The organism is Adlercreutzia sp. CNCM I-6215 (genome assembly GCF_977072315.1).
The window spans coordinates 124,652-147,434 of the sequence record NZ_CDRVMA010000002.1 but is presented as its reverse complement, the minus strand read 5'-3'; the positions used below and the strand labels follow the sequence as shown (position 1 = coordinate 147,434).

The 22,783-nt window shown below is 65.6% G+C and carries 19 protein-coding genes; all 19 read left to right on the top strand.

The window, feature by feature from the left end; translation table 11 throughout:
- The 19 genes from ffh (at nt 1) to ACW4LP_RS02195 (ending at nt 22,564) form a co-directional block, all read left to right on the top strand.
- Nucleotides 1-1,416, top strand: a complete 1,416-nt coding sequence (gene ffh, locus ACW4LP_RS02285) for a signal recognition particle protein (protein ID WP_022740128.1) — start codon at nt 1-3, stop codon at nt 1,414-1,416.
- Nucleotides 1,417-1,710: 294 nt separating this feature from the next.
- A complete protein-coding gene (locus ACW4LP_RS02280) occupies nt 1,711-3,381 on the top strand; it encodes an ABC transporter substrate-binding protein (protein WP_455803426.1) in 1,671 nt (556 codons plus the stop codon).
- A 185-nt stretch (nt 3,382-3,566) separates the two neighbouring features.
- Nucleotides 3,567-4,565 carry an ABC transporter permease gene (locus tag ACW4LP_RS02275; RefSeq protein ID WP_161128077.1) on the top strand — a complete coding sequence of 333 codons (999 nt, stop codon included), beginning with the start codon at nt 3,567-3,569 and terminating at the stop codon, nt 4,563-4,565.
- Entirely contained in the window at nt 4,558-5,433 is an 876-nt protein-coding gene (locus tag ACW4LP_RS02270; RefSeq protein WP_114548762.1) for an ABC transporter permease, read from the top strand. The genes ACW4LP_RS02275 and ACW4LP_RS02270 overlap by 8 nt, the downstream gene beginning before the upstream one ends.
- A gap of 9 nt (nt 5,434-5,442) precedes the next feature.
- Nucleotides 5,443-6,435, top strand: coding sequence for an ATP-binding cassette domain-containing protein (locus ACW4LP_RS02265; protein WP_114548763.1), 993 nt, complete (start codon nt 5,443-5,445; stop codon nt 6,433-6,435).
- A complete protein-coding gene (locus tag ACW4LP_RS02260) occupies nt 6,429-7,052 on the top strand; it encodes an ABC transporter ATP-binding protein (protein ID WP_114548764.1) in 624 nt (207 codons plus the stop codon). Before ACW4LP_RS02265 ends, ACW4LP_RS02260 begins: the two co-directional genes overlap by 7 nt.
- A 123-nt stretch (nt 7,053-7,175) precedes the next feature.
- Nucleotides 7,176-7,421: a 30S ribosomal protein S16 gene (rpsP, locus tag ACW4LP_RS02255; RefSeq protein WP_022740122.1), complete on the top strand. Its 246-nt coding sequence runs from the start codon at nt 7,176-7,178 to the stop codon at nt 7,419-7,421.
- A gap of 4 nt (nt 7,422-7,425) precedes the next feature.
- On the top strand, nt 7,426-7,680 hold the full coding sequence (locus tag ACW4LP_RS02250; RefSeq protein WP_022740121.1) for a KH domain-containing protein: 255 nt from the start codon (nt 7,426-7,428) through the stop codon (nt 7,678-7,680).
- The gene (locus ACW4LP_RS02245) at nt 7,681-8,205 is read left to right on the top strand and encodes a ribosome maturation factor RimM (protein ID WP_161128076.1); all 525 of its coding nucleotides are present in this window, start codon (nt 7,681-7,683) and stop codon (nt 8,203-8,205) included. It begins immediately after the preceding gene.
- Between the two features lie 59 nt (nt 8,206-8,264).
- Nucleotides 8,265-9,089: a tRNA (guanosine(37)-N1)-methyltransferase TrmD gene (gene trmD, locus ACW4LP_RS02240; protein ID WP_161128075.1), complete on the top strand. Its 825-nt coding sequence runs from the start codon at nt 8,265-8,267 to the stop codon at nt 9,087-9,089.
- 46 nt (nt 9,090-9,135) lie between these two features.
- On the top strand, nt 9,136-9,750 hold the full coding sequence (gene lepB / locus ACW4LP_RS02235; RefSeq protein ID WP_117283974.1) for a signal peptidase I: 615 nt from the start codon (nt 9,136-9,138) through the stop codon (nt 9,748-9,750).
- 18 nt (nt 9,751-9,768) lie between these two features.
- Complete coding sequence (locus tag ACW4LP_RS02230; protein ID WP_232325685.1) at nt 9,769-10,917, top strand: glycine--tRNA ligase subunit alpha; 1,149 nt, start codon at nt 9,769-9,771, stop codon at nt 10,915-10,917.
- Nucleotides 10,918-10,920: 3 nt separating this feature from the next.
- Nucleotides 10,921-13,008: a glycine--tRNA ligase subunit beta gene (gene glyS / locus ACW4LP_RS02225; protein WP_161128074.1), complete on the top strand. Its 2,088-nt coding sequence runs from the start codon at nt 10,921-10,923 to the stop codon at nt 13,006-13,008.
- Entirely contained in the window at nt 13,008-13,919 is a 912-nt protein-coding gene (locus ACW4LP_RS02220) for a pyruvate, water dikinase regulatory protein (protein ID WP_161128073.1), read from the top strand. The genes glyS and ACW4LP_RS02220 overlap by 1 nt, the downstream gene beginning before the upstream one ends.
- Before the next feature lie 820 nt (nt 13,920-14,739).
- Entirely contained in the window at nt 14,740-15,759 is a 1,020-nt protein-coding gene (locus ACW4LP_RS02215) for a hypothetical protein (protein WP_114548405.1), read from the top strand.
- An 881-nt stretch (nt 15,760-16,640) separates the two neighbouring features.
- Nucleotides 16,641-19,358: a pyruvate, phosphate dikinase gene (gene ppdK, locus ACW4LP_RS02210; RefSeq protein ID WP_161128072.1), complete on the top strand. Its 2,718-nt coding sequence runs from the start codon at nt 16,641-16,643 to the stop codon at nt 19,356-19,358.
- A gap of 381 nt (nt 19,359-19,739) precedes the next feature.
- On the top strand, nt 19,740-20,933 hold the full coding sequence (mtnA, locus tag ACW4LP_RS02205) for an S-methyl-5-thioribose-1-phosphate isomerase (protein WP_455803425.1): 1,194 nt from the start codon (nt 19,740-19,742) through the stop codon (nt 20,931-20,933).
- A 94-nt stretch (nt 20,934-21,027) separates the two neighbouring features.
- Nucleotides 21,028-21,789, top strand: coding sequence for a ParA family protein (locus ACW4LP_RS02200; protein ID WP_114540033.1), 762 nt, complete (start codon nt 21,028-21,030; stop codon nt 21,787-21,789).
- Nucleotides 21,782-22,564 (top strand): hypothetical protein, encoded by a 783-nt coding sequence (locus ACW4LP_RS02195; RefSeq protein ID WP_114540034.1) that lies wholly within the window; start codon nt 21,782-21,784, stop codon nt 22,562-22,564. Before ACW4LP_RS02200 ends, ACW4LP_RS02195 begins: the two co-directional genes overlap by 8 nt.
- The last annotated feature ends 219 nt before the right edge of the window (nt 22,565-22,783 follow it).

Sequence of the window (22,783 nt, the reverse complement as noted above, 5' to 3'; positions counted from 1 at the left end):
ATGCTCGAGAACCTCTCCGAACGCCTTCAGGGCATCTTCTCCGGCCTGCGCAGCAAGGGCCGCCTGACCGAGGACGACATCAACGCTGCCATGCGCGAGATCCGCCTGGCACTCTTGGAGGCCGATGTCAACTTCAAGGTAGTGAAGAACTTCGTCGCCCGCACCAAGGAGCGCTGCCTTTCCGCCGACGTGCTGGACTCGCTCACCCCGGCCCAGAACGTCGTGAAGATCGTGCTCGACGAGCTGACCGAGCTGCTCGGCCGCACCGATTCCCGGCTCGTGCTCTCAAGCCGCATCCCCAATGTCATCATGCTCGTGGGCCTGCAGGGCTCCGGCAAGACCACGGCGGCGGCCAAGCTCGCCTACCGGCTGAAGCAGGAGAATCACTCGCCGCTGCTCATCGCCGGCGACGTGTACCGTCCCGCGGCGGCCGACCAGCTACAGACGCTCGGCGACGAGATCGGCGTGCGGGTCTACCGCGGCGACGGGCGCGATCCGGTGGCCATCGCGCGCGAGGGCATCCAGGACGCCATCGACAACCTGCGCGACGTGGTCATCATCGACACGGCGGGCCGTCTGCACGTGGACGCCGACATGATGGAGGAGGCCCAGGCCATCAAGGACGCCACGCACCCCGATCAGATCCTCATGGTGGTGGATGCCATGACCGGCCAGGACGTCGTGAACGTCGTGGAGGCCTTCGCCGAGTCGGTCGACTTCGACGGCGTCATCATGTCGAAGATGGACGGCGACGCCCGCGGCGGCGGCGCCCTTTCCATCCGCGAGGTTACCGGCAAACCCATCAAGTTCATCTCCTCGGGCGAGAAGCCCGATTCCCTGGAGGTCTTCCACCCCGACCGCATGGCCAAGCGCATCCTCGGCATGGGCGACGTCGTCTCGCTCATCGAGAACGCCGTGCGCGTGCAGCAGGCCGAAGAGGAGGAGCTGGAGGCCGAGCGCATGATGCGCGGCCAGCTCACCTTGGACGACTTCCTCATGATGAACAAGCAGGTGCGCAAGATGGGCGGCGTTTCCAAGCTCATCAGCGCGCTGCCCGGCGGCGACAAAGCGCTCGGCTCGGGTCAGGTTGATGAAGGGGCACTCGACGCCATGGAGGTCATCATCAACTCCATGACCAAGGCCGAGCGCGCCAAACCGGAGCTTCTGAACGGCAGCCGCCGCGCCCGTATCGCCAAGGGCGCCGGCGTCACCGTCACCGACGTGAACCAGATGATGAAGAAGTTCAACGAGACGAAGAAAATGGTGAAGCAGGCCACCGCCGGCATGGAGCAGCAGGCCTCGCGCAAGGGCAAGAAGGGGAAGAAGGGCAAGCGCCGCCGCGGCCTGGGTATTCCGGGCATGGGCGGCATGTCCATGAGCGACCTCAAGAAGATCCAAGATATGATGGGACAGTAGTTTCTCCGCTGTTGACGGCCGAGACGCCCCTCTGGACGCTGTCGCGGGGTGGGGCTCCGTGCTCAAACAGCAATGGAGTGCACCGTATCGCCGCGGTTTGGAAGGTGATGCGCGCACTCCATTGAACTGCGCGCGGAACCCCGCCCCGCGACAGCGTCCCGCATTGGCGGGGTGCCGGCTATTTACCTTTCGCATCGGCCGTTCGTCTTACGAATCGAAATTCCGTAACACTGGTGGCTCGCCTATGGTATTGTTACGCATTGAAGAGACGTAACACCAACAGGAGGAGAAGCCATGGCCCTGACGAGAAGGAACTTCGTGCGTGCAGCGGGACTTGCCGGAGCGGCGGGGAGCGTCGCGCTTTTGGCGGGGTGCGCACGGGGAGCGGCAGACTCGGGCGCGAACGAACCTGTGGCTGCCGGCGCGGCGGGTGCCGGCGTCGGTCCCGACGGCGTAAGCCAGGTGGTAATCACCATGACGCCCTCCTCGGAACCGGCCGCCGGCTTCGATCCGCTCGTGGGGTGGGGGGCCGGCGAGCACGTGCACGAGCCGCTCATCCAATCGACGCTCATCGCCACGGACAACAACCTCGCCTTCGTGAACGATCTCACCACCGATTACGGCTGCTCCGAGGACGGCCTCACCTGGACGTTCCATATCCGCGAGGGCGTGATGTTCACCGACGGCGTGCCGCTCACGGCCGAGGACGTGGCCTTCACCATCAACGGAATCGTGAACGGCGAAGCGGCCGAAGCGGATCTGTCCATGGTGGACGAGGCGCGGGCCGTTGACGCCATAACCTGCGAGATCGCCATGAAGCGCCCGAACAATGCGCTGCTGTACACGCTCGCCGTGGTGGGCATCGTGCCGGCCCACGCCTACGGGCCCGATTACGGTGAGCACCCCATCGGCAGCGGCCGCTATATGCTGGAGCAGTGGGATCGCGGCCAGCAGGTGATCCTGCGCGCCAACCCCGACTATTACGGCGAGAAACCGCTCATGGACCGCGTTGTAGTGCTGTTTATGGAAGAGGACGCGTCGTTGGCCGCCGCCCAGTCGGGCACGGCGGACGTGGCCTACACCTCGGCGGCGCTGGCCGGGGCGGTTCCCGCGGGTTACACGCTGCTCAACTGCGCTTCGGTGGACTCCCGCGGCATCTCGCTGCCCTGCAACCCCGCTGGCACCGATGTGACCGTGGAAGGCGACATGGTCTACGCCGGCGGCAACGACGTCACGAGCGATATCGCCGTGCGGCGTGCGCTCAATTACGGCATCGATCGCGTGCGCATGATTGAGCACGTGCTGGCCGGCTTCGGCCGGGCGGCCTACTCGGTGGGCGACGGCATGCCCTGGTCGAGCGATGCCATGCGCGTGGAAACCGACGTCGCGGCGGCCGAGCGCCTGCTGGATGCGGCCGGCTGGGCCCGAGGCGACGACGGGATGCGCGCCCGGGACGGGCTGCCCTGCGCTTTCGACCTGTACTACGCCGCCGGCGATTCTACGCGCCAGGCTTTGGCCTACGACTTCGCCGATCAGGCGACGGCCCTCGGCATCGCTGTCGAGCCGAAGGGGGCCAGCTGGGACGACATCTACCTGCGGCAGTACGCCGATCCGGTGCTGTGGGGCTGGGGTTCCAACTCGCCGGTGGAGCTGTTCGAGCTCACCTACTCCACCGGTTGGGGCAACTACGCCCAGTACATGAGCGACACGGTGGACGCGAACTTGGAAGCGGCCCAGGCGGCCCGCACGGTGGAGGAGTCCTATCCCTTCTACCGGGCCGCCCAGTGGGATGCGGCCACTGAGACTGGCGTGGCGCCGGAGGGAGCGGCCACCTGGGTGTGGCTCGCCAACGTGGATCACTTGTACTTCGAGCGCGAGGGGCTTATTGTGGCCGAGCAGAAGCCGCACCCCCACGGGCACGGGTGGTCTTTGGTGAACAATATCGACCAGTGGTCTTGGAGCTAAAACTATGTTGAACATCGTCGGACGCGAGCTTTGGGCAGTGCTCAGTCGCTCAGACAGTCCTCGCTGGTATCGAAGGCGACATGATTGCCTTTTCCCGTACTCGCTGCGCCTTCGATACCATCTGCGGAACTCGCTTTGTGAGCACCGCCCAAAGCTCGCTGCTGCGAGAGTAATGGGGTTGTGCCATGGCTAGGTACGTTGTGTCGCAGCTTGGGCGGTTCCTGCTGTTGATGGTGGCGGTGGCGGTGGTGACGTTCGCGCTGGTCAGTCTCTCGCCGGTGGATCCTCTGCAGGCCAACGTGGGGCAGGCGGCGCTCATGTCCATGAGCGAGGAGAAGCGGGCGGCGCTGGCGGCCTACTGGGGAGCCGACACGCCCATGTTCGAGCGCTTCCTCGCTTGGGCCGGCGACCTTCTGCATGGCGATTTGGGAATGTCCCTGCGCTACAACGCGCCCGTGGCCGAGGTCATCGCCTCGCGGGCGGCCAACTCGCTCGCCCTCATGGGGGTGGCGTGGGTCGCCTCCGGCGTGCTCGGTTTCGTCCTGGGCGTGGCGGCGGCCCCGCGCGAGGGGCGGCTGCTCGATCGCTTCGTGCGCGGCTACTGCTTCGTTCTGGCCGCCTCGCCGACGTTTTGGGTGGGGCTGCTTTTGCTCATGGTGTTCTCCGTGTGGCTCGGGTGGTTCCCCCTCGGCTTCTCGGTGCCCGTGGGAGTGGCGGCCGTCGATGTCACCTTCGCCGATGCGCTGCATCACATGGCGCTGCCGGCCATCACGCTATCGGTGGTGGGGGTGGCCAACGTGGCGCTGCACACCCGGGCCAAGGCCATCGATGTGCTGAACAGCGACTACGTCCGCTTCGCCCGGGCCCGCGGCCTCACGCGGCGCGAGGCGCTCATCCGCCACGGCTTGCGCAATCTGGCGCTCCCGGCCATCACGCTCCAGTTCTCCCAGATCGCCGAGATCTTCGGCGGCTCGGTGCTTGTGGAAGAGGTGTTCAGCTATCCCGGTCTCGGCCAGGCCGCCGTCACGGCCGGCCTCGGGGGAGACGTGGCCCTGCTCGCCGGCATCGCCCTTGTGTCGGCGGCGCTCGTGTTCACAGGGAACTTGGCCGCGAACCTCATCTACGGCCTGGTGGATCCTCGTATGCGCCCGGTGCGTCGGCAGAAGGAGGTCGCTGATGACTGATGCGGTTTTTGCCAACCAACCCCCCGTGCTCTCGGCGCCGCGGCGCCTTCGGTTGCCCAATCGCCGCCGTGCCTTCGCGCTCGCCCTGGGCGGGGCGCTGCTGCTGGCTGCCGTTGTGGTGGCCGGTCTCATGGCGGGGCCGGCCGCCCAGGCGACCGATTTCGCCGCCAAGAGCCTGCCCCCTTCGCTTTCGCACCCGTTCGGCACCGACTGGATGGGCCGCGACATGCTCCTGCGCACGTTGGCCGGCCTTTCCACCAGCGTGCTCGTGGGCCTCATGGCGGCTGTGGCCTCCTCGCTCATCGCGCTCGCGCTGGCGGCCGCGGCGGCGCTGGGCCCCCGCTGGGCCGACCATGCGGTCAGCTGGCTCATCGACCTCATGATGGGCATTCCCCACATCGTGCTGCTCATCCTCATCTCCTACGCTTTGGGCAAGGGGTTCTGGGGCGTCACCATCGGCGTGGCCCTCACGCACTGGCCGAGCCTCGCCCGCATCCTGCGCGCGGAAATACTCCAGTGCGCATCCTCCGATTTCGTCGCGGCCGCCGCCCGTCTCGGTGCGGGCCGGCTCGCCATCGCCGCACGGCACATGGTGCCCTATGTCCTGCCGCAGTTCGTCGTGGGGCTCGTGCTGCTGTTTCCCCACGCCATCCTTCACGAGGCGGCCATCACCTTCCTCGGCTTCGGGCTGCCGCCGGAGATGCCGGCCATCGGCATCATCCTCTCCGAGGCCATGGGCTACCTGTCGGCGGGGCTGTGGTGGCTCGCGGTGTTCCCGGGGCTGGCGCTTGTCGTCTGCGTCATGCTGTTCGATGTGGTGGGAACGAGCCTGCGCAAGCTCGTCGATCCGGCCTACGCCCAGGAATAGGAGGGGAGTATGGAAGAGAAGCCTGCCGTCGCCCACGAGGCCGTCGATCACGGTGCTCAGCCGGTGCATCATCACCACTCCCACGCGGCCACGTCGCGCCACGGACACGGCCATCACCTGCTGACGGTGGAGGATCTCTCCGTGTCGTTTCTCATGTACGATGAAGAAGCGGCGGCGACGAGGGCGCAAGGGGATTCGCGCGCAGATCGGGGACGGCTGGGGCGCTATTTGGACGCGCCCCAGCGGGAGGTGGAGGTCATCCGCTCCCTGAGCCTTTCCGTGCACGAGGGGGAGATCGTCGCCGTGGTGGGCGCCTCGGGCTCGGGCAAGACGCTTCTGGCCGACGCGGTGCTGGGCCTGTTCGAGTCCAACGCGCTCGTGCGCGGGCGCATCTGGTTCGACGGCCGTCCCATGGACGCGGCGGCCCTGGCCGCCGAGCGCGGGCGCGGCATTGCCCTTGTGCCCCAATCGGTGGCAAGCCTCGATCCGCTCATGCGGGTGGGGCGCCAAGTGGAAGGCATGCCGCGGGGACGCGGTGCGGCCCGGCGCGCCGATGCCGCCCGCCGCCGCGCCCGGCGCGCCGAGTTGTTCGCCCGCTACGGCCTTGCCGAGGAGGTCGCGCGCCTGTACCCCCACGAGCTCTCCGGCGGCATGGCCCGACGCGTGCTTCTGTGTTGCGCGCTCATGGACGCGCCAAAGCTCATCATCGCCGACGAGCCCACGCCCGGCCTCGATCTGTCGCTGGCCCAGGCGGCGCTTGCGGATTTCCGCGCCTTTGCCGACGCCGGCGGCGGCGTCATGCTCATCACCCACGACATCGAGCTGGCGCTCACCGTGGCCGATCGCGTCGCCGTCTTCCGCGACGGCACGGTGGTGGAGGAGACCTCGGTCGCCGCCTTCGCCTCGCCCGATACCCTGGGCCACCCCTTCACCCGTCAGCTCTGGCACGCCCTGCCCGAGCACGGATTTGTCGTGCCCACCGAAGGAGGTCCGCTATGTTAGAAGGCCGGCACCTCTCCGTCGCCTTCGACGGTCGTCCCGTTCTCGATGACGTCTCCCTCGCCGTTGCCTCCGGCGAGCGCGTGCAGCTGGCCGCGCCTTCCGGCACCGGTAAGACGACGCTCTGCCGCGTGCTGGCGGGCTATCTGGCGCCCCGGACGGGCGAGGTGCTCGTCGATGGCTCCCCGCTGCCGAGGCGTGGCCCGTGCCCGGTGCAGCTCATCGGGCAGCATCCGGAGCTGACGTTGGATCCGCGCATGCGCATGGCGGCGAGTCTCGCCGAATGCGGCGCAAGTGAGGAGGAGCTGGGCCGTCTGCGGGAGCTTTTGGGTATCCGCGACGCATGGCTTTCGCGCTATCCCCATGAGCTGTCCGGCGGCGAGATGCAGCGCTTCTGCATCGCCCGGGCCCTCGGCGCGCACCCGAGCTATCTCATCGCCGACGAGGTCTCCACCATGCTGGACGCCGTGACCCAGGCGCAGATCTGGCGGGCGCTCGTCGCCGAGGCCGAGGCGCGCGCCATGGGCCTCATCTTCGTCTCCCATTCCCCGGCCCTGGCCTTCCGCCTCGCCACCCGCGTGGTGGAGTTGCCAGCCGTTCCGGGTGCCGTCCGTGGATAGTTCGTGGATGGGCGCTTGCCTTTCCTGCGCTCAAGCCGTAATATAAGCAATTGCTGTTTTCGCCGCACTGTGCGAGCAGTGCTTGCGTATAGAGAATGAAAGTACAAGAAGGAGTTCCATTTCATGGCAGTCAAGATTCGCCTCGCTCGCCACGGCGCCAAGAAGCGCCCGTACTACCGCATCGTCGTCGCCGATTCCCGCTCTCCGCGCGACGGCCGCTTCATCGAGGAAGTGGGCCGCTACAACCCCTGCACCCATCCGCACCTGATCCAGTTCGACATGGAGAAGGTCGACCGCTGGATCGCCGACGGCGCCCAGCCCACCGATCGCGTCGCGAAGCTGCTGACGATCGCCCGCGAGAACGCCTAGCACCATGGCCGATCTCACGGAAGACCTCGCCGGCCTTACCGACGCCATCGTCCGTCCGCTCATCGACGAGCCCGATGCCCTGGACATCACGGCCGCCGAGACCGAGGACGGCAACATCATGGTGGAGATCCGCGTGGCCGCCGACGATGCCGGCAAGGTCATCGGCCGTCAGGGCCGGGTCATCAAGTCCATCCGCACCCTGGCCCGCGCCGCCGCGTCGAAGTCGGGCAAGCTGGTCGATGTGGAGCTCATCGACTAAATGCGCGGCTGGATGTCCATCGCCTATCTGGCGAAACCGAAGAATTTGAACGGAGGGCTCGTCGCACGAGGTGCGTCGGGCCTTCCCTTTGTGCTGCACCCCGGTCTCACGCTGGCCGTCGTGCCGCCTCAGCTGGACGCGCCCCGCACGCTCACCGTGAGTGAGGTGACGGAACGGGCCGAGAACGAGGCGCTCGTTTTCTTCGACGAGGTGTCCGATCTGAGCAGTGCGGAGCTTCTTGCCGGCTGCGAGCTTCTGGCTCGCGAGGAGGACATCGACGCCTCGGTGTTGGAAGAGGCCGAGGCGCTGCCCGCCTGGGAGGGCTGGTCGGTGCACGACGAGCGCGCGGGATACGTGGGCGAGGTCGTGGAAGTCGCCGAGCGCGCGACCCAGCCTTTGCTCACGGTGCGCCGCGCCGAGGGGGGAGAGGCGCTCATCCCGCTGGTGGACGAGTTCATCGTCGATGTGGACGAGGACGACCGCCGCATCGATGTGTCCCTGCCCGCCGGCCTGCTCGATCTGTAGGACGCCCCGCGCGTCGTCTTCTTTCCGCCCGTCCGCGCCACCCATCGACAGGGGATCCTATGCTCATCGAAACCCTCTCCACGTTCCCGCATATGTACGACTCGGTCATGGGCGAGTCCATGATGAAGCGCGCCCAGGAGAAGGGCATCTTGGAATTTCGCGCCCACGACCTGCGCGACTGGACTCACGACCGCCACCGCACCACCGACGACGACCCCTACGGCGGCGGCGCCGGCCTCGTCATGAAGTGCGACCCCATCTTCGAGGCGGTAGAAGCCATTCTGGGAAAAGAGTTCGTGGAAGCGAAACTTGCTGCAGCTCCGCCCCAGGGGGAGTCGCAACAACGTTCTTCCGCAGCCCCTCAAATCGTCTTCCTAGCCCCCCAGGGCCGCCCCTTCGACGACGCCTACGCCGATAAGCTCGCCGCCGCCGACCACCTGCTGTTCATCTGCGGCCACTACGAGGGCATCGACGAGCGCGTCTACACCCTGGCCGACCACGTTATCTCGCTGGGGGACTACGTGCTCACCTCCGGCGAGCTGGCCTCCATGGTGGTCATCGATGCCGCGGTGCGCAAGCTGCCCGGCGTGCTAGGGGCGGCCGAAGGCCCCGTGGACGAGTCCTTCACCAGCGGCCTTCTGGAATATCCCCAGTACACACGCCCCGCCGACTTTCGCGGCATGAGGGTCCCCGAGGTGCTCACGAGCGGCAACCACGCCGCCATCGCGCGTTGGCGCCGCGAGCAGTCCCTCGCCCGCACGGCCGCCGCCCGCCCCGACCTCATCGCCGCCGCCGAGGCCGCGGGCCGCCTTACCCCCGCTGACCAGAAATTTTTGAAGTTGTTGGAACCAGCGCCGACGGGCGCGGCCGAAGGGGTATCATAGCGTTTCCGACAATTGTGAGAGCAAACGTGGAAGGGGCATCGCGAAGATGTACGACAACGGCTATGGGACCGACCCTTACGGCTACCAGCCGCAGCCCCAGCCCCGTCCCTCGCGCGCCTCGAGCTTTCTGCGCACGGTGCTCTCCGTGCTCGTGCTCGTGGTTCTCGTGGTGCTGCTCTCCTGGGGGCTGCGCACCTTCGTCTTCCAAGCCTACGAAATCCCCTCCGGCTCCATGGAGGAGACCATCATGCCCGGCGACATGGTCTTCTCCGAGAAGATCACCTACTACGGCAGCGACCCGGCGCCCGGCGACATCGTCACCTTCCAAGACCCCGATCCGGAGCAGGGCGGCCGCATCCTCATCAAGCGCGTCATCGCTGTGGGCGGCCAGACCGTCGATCTGCGCGACGGCCGCGTCTATGTAGATGGCGTGCTGCAGGACGAGCCCTACACCCGCGGCGAGCCGTCCTACCCGCTGACGCCCTACTACGGGCTTACCATCGACTACCCCTACACGGTGCCCGAAGGCGGCCTGTGGGTCATGGGGGACAACCGCACCAATTCCCAGGATTCCCGTTACTTCGGCGCCATCAAGGAGTCGAGCGTCACGGGAAAGGCGATATTCATCTACTGGCCGCTGACCGACGTCGGCCCGCTGTAATTCGAGCAAAGGAGACCCATGGCACCAGACACTGCCGAGAAGGTCGGGAAGGCGACGCCCCCCACCTTCCAAGACGTCATCATGAACCTGCAGCGCTACTGGGCGAGCACCGGTTGCGTGGTGCTGCAGCCCTACGACAACGAGGTGGGCGCCGGCACGAACGCCCCGGCCACCACGCTGCGCTCGCTGGGGCCCGACACCTGGCGCACCTGCTACGTGCAGGGCTGCCGCCGTCCCACCGACGGCCGCTACGGCGAGAACCCCAACCGCGGGCAGTTCTACTACCAGTTCCAGGTGCTCATCAAGCCCTCGCCGGACAACATCCAGGATCTGTATCTGGGCTCTCTTGAGGCCATCGGCATCGATATCTCGGCCCACGACGTGCGCTTCGTGGAAGACGACTGGGAGAGCCCGACGCTGGGCGCCTGGGGCCTGGGCTGGGAGATCTGGATCGACGGCATGGAAGTGACCCAGTTCACCTACTTCCAGCAGGTGGGCGGCTTCGAGTGCGACCCGGTGCCCGTGGAGATCGCCTACGGCCTGGAGCGCCTCACCATGTTCGTCCAGGGCGTCGACAACATGTACGACATCGTGTGGGCCCGCGGCGACGACGGCGTGGTGTTCACCTACGGCGACGTGTACCTGGAGAACGAGCGCGAGTACTCCGCGTTCAACTTCGAGGTGGCCGACACCGAGTTCCTCTTCCAGGAGTTCGCCGATCGCGAGGTGGAGTGCCTGCGCACCCTGAAGGCGTCGCTCCCGCTGCCGGCCTACGACTCGGTGCTGAAGTGCTGCCACGCCTTCAACCTGCTCGATGCCCGCGGCGTCATCTCCGCCACCGAGCGCATGGCCTACATCCTGCGCGTGCGCACGCTCGCCAAAGCTTGCTGCGCGTCCTACATGAAGAACGTCGTGGGAATGGACGTGGACACCTCCGATTTGGACGCCCTGCTCGCCGACGTGCCCGACCCGCTGGCGAAGCCGGCTGTCGAGGAAGCCGCCGACGTCGTGCCGGCGTGCCCCGAGCCCGCCTCTGGCGGCGGGTGCCCCGGCGCCGCGGCCGCTGCGGGCGATCGCTCCGAGCGCGCCTTCGAGTTCGTGACCATCGCCGAGGACGCCGTCTCCGCCCCGTCCGAGTCGTCCGATCCGTCCGAGAAGGAGGCCTAGAAGATGTCCGATACCGCAACCCTCGCCTTCGAGATCGGCACCGAGGAGATCCCCGCCTTCGATTTGAAGCGCGCCACCGAGCAGCTGGCCGAGCTCGTGCCCGCGGCTCTGGATGCCGTGCGCATCCCCCATGGAGAGGTGGCCATCTACACGAGCCCGCGCCGCCTCATCGCCATCGTGACCGACGTGGCCGCCCGAACCGAGGCTTTGGAAGAGGTCTTCCGCGGGCCCGCCGCCAAGATCGCCTTCGACGAGGCGGGCAACCCCACCAAGGCCGCCATCGGCTTCGCCCGCGGCAAGGGGCTCGACGTGGACGCGCTCGAGCGCCGCGACGAGAACGGCACCGAGTACGTCTACGCCGTGCGCCAGGTTCCCTCCCAGGATGTGGCGGCCCTGCTGCCCGAGGTGCTGCGCGGCGTCATCGACGGCATCTCCTGGCCGAAGTCCTGCCGCTGGGGCACCACGACCGAGATGTTCTCGCGCCCGGTGCGCTGGCTGGTGGCGCTTCTGGGTAACACGGTGATTCCCGTGGAGTACGCGGGGCTCGTTGCCGATCGCGAGACGCGCGGCCATCGCTTCCTGGCCCCCGGCCCGCACACCGTGGCCTCGGCCGACGACCTCGTGTCCGTGGTGGAGGGCGCCTTCGTCGTGCCCACCCAAGAGGCCCGCGAGGCGGTCATCCGCAAGGGCGTGGCGGCCATCGAGGCGGCCACCGGCTTCACCGCCGATTTGCCGGCCAAGACGCTCACCGAGGTCATCAACCTCTCCGAGTATCCCACCCCCATGGTGGGCACCTTCGACGAGGAGTTCCTGAAGGTTCCCGAGGAGATCATCGTCGACGCCATGCTCATGCACCAGCGCTACTTCCCGCTGTACGACGCCGATGGCAAGCTCACCAACAAGTTCATCATCGTCTCCAACGGCGACCCGGCCCACGAGGACACCATCGTCGACGGCAACGAGCGCGTGGTGGCCGCCCGCCTCTACGACGCGAAGTTCTTCTACGACGAGGACTTGAAGCTGCCGCTGGATGCCTACGTCGATCGCCTCGATGAAGTGGTCTTCCAGGAGGCGCTGGGCACCATGCGCGACAAGACCGCCCGCGTGGTGAAGCTGTCGGCCCGCATCACGTCGGCCGCCGGCATCGAGGCCGCCGAGATGCGCGACATCGCGCGATCGGCCTACCTGGCCAAGGCCGACCTGGTGACGAGCGCCGTCATCGAGTTCACGAGCGTCCAGGGCATCATGGGCAGCTACTACGCCACCGCCGCCGGCGAGGCGCCTCGCGTGGCCCGCGCCATCGCCGAGCACTACCGCCCGCGCTTTTCCGGCGACGCCATCCCCGCCGACATCGTCGGACAAGTGGTGGCGCTCTCCGACAAGATCGACACCATCTGCGGCCTGTTCGCCGTGGGCCAGGCGCCCACCGGCTCCTCCGATCCCTTCGCCCTGCGCCGCGCCGCCCTGGGCGTGCTGGCCATCCTGGAGGAGACGGGCCTGCCGATCAGCCTGGTGGAGACCATCGACGGCTCGCTCATCATCTACCGCGAGGCCGGGCTTCAGTTCGACAACGCCGAGGTGCGCCGCGAGATCATCGACTTCTTCATCACCCGCGAGAAGGTGGCCCTGCGCGATGCCGGCGTGAAGGCCGACACCATCGACGCCGTGCTCGCCTGCGGCATCGAGGAGCCGATCGTGCTTGCCCGCCGCGCTCGGGCTCTGGAGGCCGCCCGCACCGAGAATCCGCAGGTCTTCGACGACTTGGCCACCGCCTTTGCCCGCGCGAACAACCTGCGCGAGATCGGTCTGGGCACCGGCTACAAGAAGGCCGAGCTCACCGCGGTGGAAACGGCGCTCGCCGAGGCCGTGGCCACTGCCGAGGGCAATGTGGCCGCCGCTCTCGCCGACGACCGTTACGCCGACGCCCTCGTTGCCCTGGCGGCCCTGCGCGCGCCGGTGGACGAGTTCTTCGACACCACGATGGTCATGGACGAGGATCTGGACGTGCGCGCGAACCGCCTGAAGCTTCTGAACCGCTTCGCCAACGTGTTCGCCCATGTCGCCGACTTCTCCCAGATGGCGAAAAAGTAATGCACAACAAGACGCCGGCTGAGCGCGCGGCTCGCGTGCCCACCATCCACATCATCTCCGATTCCATCGGCGAGACGGCCCAGGTGGTGGCGCGGGCCGCCGCCGCCCAGTTCGGCGTCACCAATCCCCACCTGGAGATATTCTCGAAAGTGAGAAGCTTCGAGGAGGTGCGCGGCTACCTCCTCGGCCACGCGCGTCACCACGCCGAGGTGCTCGGCGACGATCGCATGCTCGTCATGTACACCCTCGTGAACGCCGAGATCCGCGAGCCCTTGCAGGTCTTTCTGGCCGAGCATCCCAACATCGTGGCCGTCGACGTGCTCACCTCCGCCGTTGCCGCCGTCTCGGAGATGAGCGGCATGGAGCCAGTGGGCAAGCCCGGCATGCTGCGCGTGGTCGACCACAACTACTTCAAGCGCATTGGCGCCTTGGAGTTCACTATCGCTCATGACGACGGGCAGAACCCCGAGGATCTCACGAAGGCCGACATCGTGCTTTTGGGTGTGTCCCGCTCCTCGAAGACGCCGCTTTCCATCTACCTGGCTCAGCAGGGGCTGCGCGTCGCCAACGTGCCCCTGGATCCTACCACCGAGCCGCCGTCGCAGATCTTCGATGTGGACCGCACGCGCCTCTTCGGTCTCATGATCACGCCGGAGGTGCTGCTCGATATTCGGCGCAAGCGCATCAAGAAGGCGGCGGGCAAGGCCGGCGGCGGCCAGTTCGCCATGCTCGCGAAAAACTACGCCGATCCGGAGTACATCTACCGCGACTTGGAGGCCAGCCGCGCCCTCATGCGCCGTTTGGGCTGCATCGTCGTGCACACTGAGGGCCGCGCCGTGGAGGAGACGGCCCAGGAGATCCTGCGCTACTACGAGCGCAGCCACCCCTCCAACACCGACATCATCGACTAGCTGCAGCGGTTCCGCCCCCGGCCGGCTGCTCGACTTTGTTCCCAATGCTGGTCAAAAAAGTGGCGGAAACTGCTTTTGCGGAGGCTTGGGGGCAGGTTCTGGCCAAAAAGGAGCCGCTGGCTGCATCAGCTTCACGCTGGGCTCAATCGGAGTACTAATTGCGCGCTCCTGAACAGGGAAAACTCCAATCTGCTATAGAGCTCTTTTCGAAAAAACAAGGTAGTGGGCAAAATAAGGGCGATAGCTGCCAGCTAGCGTGGCATTTTTGGCCAAAAGAATTCATGAGGCGCACCAGAGGATCCTGATTTGTCGGTCGCGCTCTGCTGCATATATTGCCGGGCGCGCTCCTCTTGTGTCTCGTCGAGCCCTGCGCGCCTTGCTGCTCGCGCCGCGCCGCAAGCTTCGTCGAGCGCACCCCGCTGCGGATCCAGATATCTTTCAGAGCAATTGCGTGGAATGCCGTGAATGTGCGGATCTTGTGCAGTGAGTGCTCGCCGAAGAAGAGCAACGAGAAATTTGTTCCTGAAGTATTTTGCGTTTTGGGAACGGCACGACGATCGGCTTGCGTGGTTGTTGATAACTCCCCTCATGTGACCTCGTGCTTTGAAAACTTCAACGCAATGTCTCGTTTCATTCCCGATGGAGTCCCGACTGGCGCCGGGGATGACGGCAAAATGCACCCCTAGTCAATTGCCTGCTTCTGGCATAGAGTACGCGGAACACTTTCCTCTCGCCCGTTGCGTCGGATCGCTCAAGCTGCGCGCTGCGGAGGCGAAACGAAGCGAGAGGCGGTTGTTCAAACGATGGGAAGGGGAGGTTCATGCGCGTTGCTCTCTACGGCGAGTCGGCATTCGCCTACTATCTCGTTGCGGGCGATGCGCCTTCTGCGGTGGCGCCCCCCAGCGTCCTTGATAAATCCTGCTACCCTACGCAGGCTACCCTGGACTATGTGCGTGAGCGAATGCCTTACCTTACGCGCCCCGTGCATTGCTTGGTTCCTAAGTGGGAGCGCTGCTCCCTCGATGATGTGCATCTGCATGGTTCGTCGTATCCCTATCGATCGGGATCCTTTTTGCGCATCGATCATGGCGTTATTGTTCCGTGTCCCGAATTATGCTTTCTTCAGCTGGCCCAGAGCCTCGATCTTCTCCCGTTGATTCAAGCGGGATGCTTTCTGTGCGCGACTTTCGGCCTCGATCCCTCGGTGCCGTCGGGGCTTATGGGGCGGACCCCGTTGACGAGCCCTCGACGCATCGGCGCCTATCTCGAGCGTTGCCCAGGTCACGATGGCCTTACACGCGTGCGGGAGGCTCTGCGGTTTGTCTGCGCTGAGGCAGCATCGCCGCCTGAAGTGTTCATGCGGCTTGTGCTCGGACTCCCAGCGCGGTTGGGCGGTTTCGGATTGAGCGGGTCGGTGATGAACAAGCGCATTAAGCCTTCAAAGCGGGCAAAAGCGCTTGCTGGACGGGAGAGCTTGGTTCCAGACCTGTATTTGCCGGACTGCAAGCTCGACATTGAATTCGATTCGAATGCCGAGCATCTTACGGCGCGCCAGGCGACGCTTGACGCGACAAAGCGCATGGCGCTGGAAAGTGACGGCCTGAAGGTAATCACCGTTACAACTTCGCAGTTGGCCAGCGCTTCGGCTATGCGCCACGTCGCCCAGGAGGCGCACGCAAGACGAGGCACGCGATTACGCTTGCGCTGCAAGAACTTTGCATTAAGGCAAAAACGACTCTATCAGCTGAGATGGTCCATGGACGATTATCTCGACGAGGGGTGGGTTGCGGCGCAGCGGTCTTGCTGTCGGTCAAGCGCGCTGAACGCAGAGGTGTTTTAGCGGGGGTGCCCAGCCACGGGTTCTGATCGCTAGCGTTGCTCGGGCACTTTCTGGACAAAAAAGCATTGCGAACTGGCAGTTAAGACGGGAAAATTGACCACTGTCTTCAGCTGGGAAAAGAAGGGTTATCAAAAGGCCAGGTCACGGGCTTGTGGTAGAGGACGGAGATGCGATTTGCGCGTCGCTTTTGCAGCTGAGGAATGCTTTTTGGCCAAAACCCACGAAGATGGCTTGCCAAAATGCAGTCAGTGCCACTTTTTTGGCCCGTGATGCAGTTAACGCCGATTTTCTGGCCGTGGAGGGCTTGCATCGAAATGCGGCTGTATGCCACTGTGTCTATTTCCTAGACTGTCCAGACTGTCGTGTGCCGCTGTGCTCGTTCTCCAGAGTGTTTTTCCTGCTGCGTTTCTTGAGCGCTATCGTCTCGGGCGAATGATGCACCATCGGCAGATGAGCGGGGAGAGTTGGGGTTGCAAACGACCGCTTGTGAGATTTTGGGGTACTGCGGCCTGATGGGGGAGGGGAATCGCGAAATAGGCGAGATTATCCCTTATAATTGAAGCCAACTTGTTTCGTTTCGGTGCTCAGGCAACAGGGATGCCCGCGATTCGGGGATGCCCGCGACGTTCGGGGATGCCCGCGATGTTCGGGATGCCCGCGATGTGCCTGCGGCTAAGCTCGAAACGGAGCGGGGCGCCTTGTCCGGCTCGGCTGGCATGGCGGGAAAGGCAACCGCGTCCATTCGCGCGCACGTCGCTCCTCGCGCTCATCGCACCCGAAAGGGGCGGCGGCGAGGGGGCCGGCGGGGCGCGCGCAAAAGCGCGGGAAAGGCAATCGCGGCGCGCATAAGGGGCGTCGCTTAAGCTTTAAGGAGAAGTAAGGTGACAGAAGCAGTGAAGCGCGTCTACGCCTTCGGCAAGGACGCCAACGGGAACAATGTGACCGAGGGCAACACCGAGATGAAATGGGTGCTCGGCGGCAAGGGCGCGAACCTCGCCGAGATGGCCAACATCGGGCTGCCGGTGCCTCCCGGATTCACCATCACGTGCCAAACCTGCATGGAGTACGCCAACGCCGGCAACGTTTGGCCGGAAGGCGCGCTCGACACCATCGCCGAGTACCGCGCCGACCTGGAGGAGCGCATGGGCAAGCGCCTCGGTGACGCCGAGGATCCGCTGCTCGTGTCCGTTCGCTCCGGCGCCCCCTTCTCCATGCCCGGCATGATGGACACCGTGCTGAACCTCGGCCTTAACGACGAGTCCATCAACGGCCTCATCAAGCAGACCGACAACCCGCGCTTCGCTTGGGACTCCTATCGCCGCTTCATCCAGATGTTCTCCAACGTCGTGATGGGCCTCGACGGCGATCTGTTCGAGAACGCCATCGTCGCCATGAAGAACGACCGCGGCGTCGCCTCCGACACCGATCTGACCGCCGAGGATCTGCAGGAGCTCGTCGACGAGTTCAAGGCCATCTTCGCCGAGAACGTCGACGGCGAGGCCTACCCGTCGCTCGTCGTCGATGGCGCCGTTGCCTTCCCGCAGGATCCCATGGTGCAGCTGCAGCTGGCCATCGAGGCCGTCTTCGGTTCTTGGAACAACCCGCGCGCGGTCCTCTACCGCCAGAAGGAGAAGATCGCCGACGATCTGGGCACCGCCGTCAACGTGCAGTCCATGGTGTTCGGCAACAAGGGCGACACATCCGCCACGGGCGTGGCCTTCACCCGCAACCCCGCCAACGGCGAGCGCGAGTTCTACGGCGACTACCTGGTGAACGCCCAGGGCGAGGACGTCGTGGCCGGCATCCGCAACACGAGCCCCATCGCCGATCTGAAGACCGTCGAGGGCTTGGAAGAGGCCGGCGCCCAGCTCGAGGAGATCTTCGACGTGCTGGAGAACCACTTCCGCGATATGTGCGACATCGAGTTCACCATCGAGCAGGGCAAGCTGTGGATGCTGCAGACGCGCGCCGGCAAGCGCACCGCAGCGGCCGCCCTGCGCATCGCCATCGAGATGGAGAAGGAAGGCCTCATCACCAAGGAAGAGGCCATCATGCGCGTGGCCCCCGACCAGCTCGACCAGCTGCTGCACCCGCAGTTCGACAAGAACGCCACCTACGACGTGGTGGCCCGCGGCCTGAACGCCTCCCCGGGCGCCGCGGTGGGCGAGGCCGTCTTCTCCGCCGCCGACGCCGTGGCCGCCGCCGAGGCCGGCCGTAAGTGCGTGCTCGTGCGCTGGGAGACCAACCCCGACGACCTCGCCGGCATGATCGCCGCCGAGGGCATCCTCACCTCCCATGGCGGCAAGACCAGCCATGCAGCCGTCATCGCCCGCGGCATGGGTGCGCCGTGCGTGTGCGGCGTGGAAGCGCTGAAGATCGACGCGGCCAAGAAGGAGGCCGCCATCGCCGGCACTGATCTGGTCATCCGCGAGGGCGACATGATCTCCATTGACGGCACCACGGGCATCGTGGTCTTGGGCGCGGTGGATCTGGTCATGCCCGAGCTCACCGGCGACTTGGACACCATCCTGGAGTGGGCCGACGAGGTTCGCACCCTGGGCGTGCGCGCCAACGCCGACAACCCCGAGGACGCCCAGCTCTCCCGCGACTTCGGCGCCGAGGGCATCGGCCTTTGCCGCACCGAGCACATGTTCCTGGGCGATCGCAAGCAGATCATCCAGACCTTCATTCTGAACGACGACGAGCTCATCCGCGAGAAGGCCGTCGCCGATCTGTTCGAGGCTCAGGTGGGCGACTTCTACGGCATGTTCAAGGCCATGGACGGCCTGCCGGTGATCGTGCGCCTGCTCGACCCGCCGCTGCACGAGTTTTTGGAGAGCCCGCGCGAGCTGGCTGTTGAGATCGCCAAGATGGAGGCGACCGGCGCCGCCCCCGACGCCATCGCCGAGAAGCGCGACCTGCTCGAGAAGATCGACGGCTTCGCGGAGCAGAACCCGATGCTCGGCATGCGCGGCTGCCGTCTGGGCATCGTGTACCCCATCCTCCCCGAGATGCAGGTGCGCGCCATCGCCACGGCCTGCGCTCGTCTACAGAAGGAAGGCTTCTCGCCGAAGCCCGAGATCATGATCCCGCTCGTGTCCGTGCTGCCCGAGCTCGCGAAGCTGCGCGGCGTGGCCGAGGCCGTCATCGCTGACGTGTCCGCTGCGGAGGGCGTCGAGCTGGATATCCCCGTTGGCACGATGATCGAGCTGCCGCGCGCGGCCGTCACCGCCAACGAGATCGCCACCGAGGCCGACTTCTTCTCCTTCGGCACCAACGACCTCACCCAGACCACCTTCGGCTTCAGCCGCGACGACGTGGAGGGCGAGTTCGTCCCGCAGTACCTCAACGAGCACCTGCTGCCGTACAACCCCTTCGCCACGATTGACGCCGGTGTGGCGAAGCTCGTGGAAATGGGTGTGGCGCTGGGGCATGAGGGCAACCCCGATCTCGTCTGCGGCGTCTGCGGCGAGCACGGCGGCGACCCGGAGAGCATCCACACGTTCAACCGCATCGGTCTGGACTACGTGAGCTGCTCGCCCTATCGCGTGCCGGTGGCCCGTCTGGCCGCCGCCCAGGCAGCCATCAAGCAGCGCTAGGCGTCTGCTGAACAAGCTTGAGTCCCGAGGGCCGCTCCGCACGACGGGGCGGTCCTCTTTTGCTTGACAGCGCGAACGAGGGCGCTATAATCGCAACTGAAATGGCAGGTGGACACCTTGGGTAGGACGGCCGCCTCTCATTGTCACATTACGTGAAGAGGGGCCGTTCCGCTGCTGGTGGGACGGCTCTTCTACTCTTTTCTTCGACTCAAAAGGTCTACCGTCAAGCGTATGAGCTCAATTACTATTAAGCAGAACGCGAATAGCTCTTGCAAAGAAACCATGGTAGCTCCTTCCGAAGAAGAGGCGACCACACCACCTGCCACGATTAATATAGCACAATAGTATCATGCACGAAAGTGCTAATATGAAAGATATGACATGAATCTTGATTTGGGGAACCTGCCGCGGACGATCTGGGTTGAGAAGAGCGAGGGAGGGCCCGTGGTGGGGTTCGTGGACCAGCGGCTTCTGCCAGATGATCTGGCTCTTGTGCGCACCGCGGACTGGCGCGAGGTCGTGGATGCCGTGAAGACGCTGGCCGTTCGCGGCGCGCCGGCTATCGGCGTGGCGGGGGCGGCGGCGGTGATGCTGGCCGCCTTCGAGTGCGCGGCGGACGAGAGCGCCGCCAACCTCGTGAGGCAAGGCGATCCGGAGGCAGGTGGCGGTTTCGGGAGGGAGGGCGCTCGTGCCGATTTCGACCGTCGCTTGGAAGAGGCTGCCCGCGTGATCACCGGGGCGCGGCCGACGGCGGTCAACTTGTCCTGGGGCGTGCGCAGGGCCGTGGAGGCGGCCCAGGAGGCCCGCAGCGCCGGCAAGACGGCCGCAGAGGCGGCCGAGGCGCTCTACGGGCTCGCAGGGGCCCTCATTGCCGAGGACGAGGCGGTGAACCGCCGTATCGGCGCCCATGGGGCCATGCTGCTGCGCGAGATTGCGGATAAACGGGACGGGAGGGGAGACGCCCCGGAGGCCTCCCATGGCATCGACGGCTCTTCGCGCGTGGCCGCACCTGTTCGGCGGCAGGGTCTCAACATCCTCACGCACTGCAACGCGGGCAGCTTGGCGACGGCTTTCTACGGCACGGCGCTCGGCGTTGTTTATGCGGCTGCGCAAGAAGGGCTTATCAACCGCGTCTATGCCGACGAGACGCGCCCGGTGAACCAGGGGGCGCGCCTGACGGCGTGGGAGTTGGCGCGCGCTGGGGTGCCGGTGACGCTGCAGTGCGACGATATGGCGGCGTCGCTTATGGCCGAGGGGAAGGTGGATGCCGTGATCGTCGGGGCCGACCGCATCGCCGCCAACGGGGATACGGCCAACAAGGTGGGCACCTTGGGGCTGGCGATCATGGCTCGTCATTTCCAAATTCCGATTTATGTGGCTGCCCCAAGAAGCACCATCGATTGCATAACGAAGACAGGCGACGACATCTCCATTGAGGAGCGCGATTCGTCCGAGGTGCTCGCCGAACCCCTCTTCGGCGTTACGGTGCGCAACCCGGCTTTCGATGTGACGCCCTACGCCCTCGTCACGGCCATCATTACCGAAGATGGGATTTGGAAGCCCCTTGAACTCTAGAACCCTATAGACAACATAACATTATATGTAATAGTACGTCCCATAGAGAACGGCGCAGTGGGGCGAGGCCTCGTCGCGGCAGTAAGGGAAGGCTATGATCACACTGGCGGCCGCCTCTCAAAAGGGCGGCGTTGCGAAGGCGACGACCAACTTGGCCATCGGGGCGAAGCTGGTCGAAGACGGGGCGCGGGTGCTCTATATCGACCTCGACCCCCAGATGAACCTCTCCACCACGCTGAAGGCTCAGACAGGCGGCGTTCTGTCGTCGCTTGACGTGCTCACGGGCGAGGCGGGCGTGGCCGCTGCGGCGCAGACCATCGATGGCTACGATGCCGTGCCGGCCAGCCGCCTGAACGGGAAGGCCGACGACCTCATGCCCTCGGTGGGGAAGGACTACCGCTTGCGCAAGGCGCTGGAGGCCGTCTCCGATCGCTATGACTTCGCGATCCTCGACACGCCGCCGGCGCTCGACACGCTCACGGTGAACGCGCTCACGGCGGCCTCCTGGGTAGTCATACCCGCTCAGGCCGATGCCTATTCCCTGGACGGCGTCACCGATTTGGCGGCCACCATCCAGGCCATCCGCGAGTACACCAATCCCGATCTCAAGATAGCCGGCATCCTGCTGATGCGCTACAACCCGCGCACGCCCATATCGAAGATCATCCGTGAGGACGCCGAGGCGATGGCGGCCGAACTCGATACCAAGGTGTTCCGCGCCTGGATTCGCGAGGCCACCGTCATCAAGGAGTCCCAAGCGGTGAAACAGTCACTTTTCGCGTACGCCCCCTCGGCGAAGGTGGCCTACGACTACCGGTTCTTCATCGAGGAGCTGCTGGAGGACATCAATGGCTAAGAAGGATCTGCGCGCCCAGATGGATGCGGCGCGCGCGGCAGCCGCCTACATCGGCGCCGCCCAGGAGGATCTGGCGGCGCCCGAGAGGGGGATCTCCCCTTCGGGCAGCTCGGCGAGATCGTCCGAGAAGGACGGCGCGAAGGCGGCGCCGAGACGGTCGCGAACCCATGAGGTGAGAAGCGCCTCCCTTGATGTGACCCAGGCCGCCGCGATGCCCGATTTTTTCGCCGAGGACTATACGGAAGAGCCTCGGTGCGAGGCAATCCCATCGGTCTCCTACGGCATCGCCTCGGTGCTAGCGGCATCTGACGCGGCGGGGACGGCCGAGGCCGCCGATGCGGCGGGGATGGTCGAGGCCGCCGATACGGCGGGGATGGTCGAGGTCGCCGGTGCGGCGGGGACGGCCGAAATCGCCGGTGCGGCGGGGACAACTGAGACCGCCGATGCGGCGGCTGCTGCGGTGGAGGATGCGGACGCGCCTTCCCGGGCCGCCGGCGCGTCTAGGGCCGCTGCCCGTACGCGCAAGCCGCGCAAGAAAAGCGTTGAGGCCGAGCCGCCGGTCCAAGCCGGAGAGGGGACGAGCGGACGTATGACCGCTCAGGTGCGGGTGCCCATGACGGCCGAGCAGAGAGAACACGCCGACCTTTTGGCGTCGGTCATGAAGATCACGCGAGCCGAGGTTATGCGCCAGGCCCTTGACGAGTACTGGGAGAGCCACAAGTCCGACCTTCAGGCGGCAGTCGCGGCCTGCGAGGCGCTCACCAAAAGCTCATGAAGTAAAACCGCTCGCCCTCGATTGAAAAGAGGGGCGGATCGCTTCGTTTGCGCCAAGGTTGAAGCACCCGACCAACGGATTCGAATGCTGAGTCCGTTGGTCGGGTTTTTTGCACGGAAATCTCCTCGACGAAAAAATTTTTCCGAAGTTTCTCCTCTGTTACCTAGCAAGGGCCAGGACGTTGAGCTCGCCCAGTGGTTCTACCTTGAGGGCACGGGT

Excerpts from the sequence above, each read along its gene's own strand:
- ACW4LP_RS02215 (WP_114548405.1), top strand. The coding sequence starts at position 14,740 with ATGCGCGTTGCTCTCTACGGCGAGTCGGCATTCGCCTACTATCTCGTT.
- ffh (WP_022740128.1), top strand. The coding sequence starts at position 1 with ATGCTCGAGAACCTCTCCGAACGCCTTCAGGGCATCTTCTCCGGCCTG.
- mtnA (WP_455803425.1), top strand. The coding sequence starts at position 19,740 with ATGAATCTTGATTTGGGGAACCTGCCGCGGACGATCTGGGTTGAGAAG.
- ACW4LP_RS02230 (WP_232325685.1), top strand. The coding sequence starts at position 9,769 with ATGGCACCAGACACTGCCGAGAAGGTCGGGAAGGCGACGCCCCCCACC.
- lepB (WP_117283974.1), top strand. The coding sequence starts at position 9,136 with ATGTACGACAACGGCTATGGGACCGACCCTTACGGCTACCAGCCGCAG.
- ACW4LP_RS02220 (WP_161128073.1), top strand. The coding sequence starts at position 13,008 with ATGCACAACAAGACGCCGGCTGAGCGCGCGGCTCGCGTGCCCACCATC.
- glyS (WP_161128074.1), top strand. The coding sequence starts at position 10,921 with ATGTCCGATACCGCAACCCTCGCCTTCGAGATCGGCACCGAGGAGATC.
- ACW4LP_RS02270 (WP_114548762.1), top strand. The coding sequence starts at position 4,558 with ATGACTGATGCGGTTTTTGCCAACCAACCCCCCGTGCTCTCGGCGCCG.
- rpsP (WP_022740122.1), top strand. The coding sequence starts at position 7,176 with ATGGCAGTCAAGATTCGCCTCGCTCGCCACGGCGCCAAGAAGCGCCCG.
- ACW4LP_RS02250 (WP_022740121.1), top strand. The coding sequence starts at position 7,426 with ATGGCCGATCTCACGGAAGACCTCGCCGGCCTTACCGACGCCATCGTC.
- ACW4LP_RS02200 (WP_114540033.1), top strand. The coding sequence starts at position 21,028 with ATGATCACACTGGCGGCCGCCTCTCAAAAGGGCGGCGTTGCGAAGGCG.
- ACW4LP_RS02260 (WP_114548764.1), top strand. The coding sequence starts at position 6,429 with ATGTTAGAAGGCCGGCACCTCTCCGTCGCCTTCGACGGTCGTCCCGTT.
- ACW4LP_RS02280 (WP_455803426.1), top strand. The coding sequence starts at position 1,711 with ATGGCCCTGACGAGAAGGAACTTCGTGCGTGCAGCGGGACTTGCCGGA.
- ACW4LP_RS02195 (WP_114540034.1), top strand. The coding sequence starts at position 21,782 with ATGGCTAAGAAGGATCTGCGCGCCCAGATGGATGCGGCGCGCGCGGCA.
- ACW4LP_RS02275 (WP_161128077.1), top strand. The coding sequence starts at position 3,567 with ATGGCTAGGTACGTTGTGTCGCAGCTTGGGCGGTTCCTGCTGTTGATG.
- trmD (WP_161128075.1), top strand. The coding sequence starts at position 8,265 with ATGCTCATCGAAACCCTCTCCACGTTCCCGCATATGTACGACTCGGTC.
- ACW4LP_RS02245 (WP_161128076.1), top strand. The coding sequence starts at position 7,681 with ATGCGCGGCTGGATGTCCATCGCCTATCTGGCGAAACCGAAGAATTTG.
- ACW4LP_RS02265 (WP_114548763.1), top strand. The coding sequence starts at position 5,443 with ATGGAAGAGAAGCCTGCCGTCGCCCACGAGGCCGTCGATCACGGTGCT.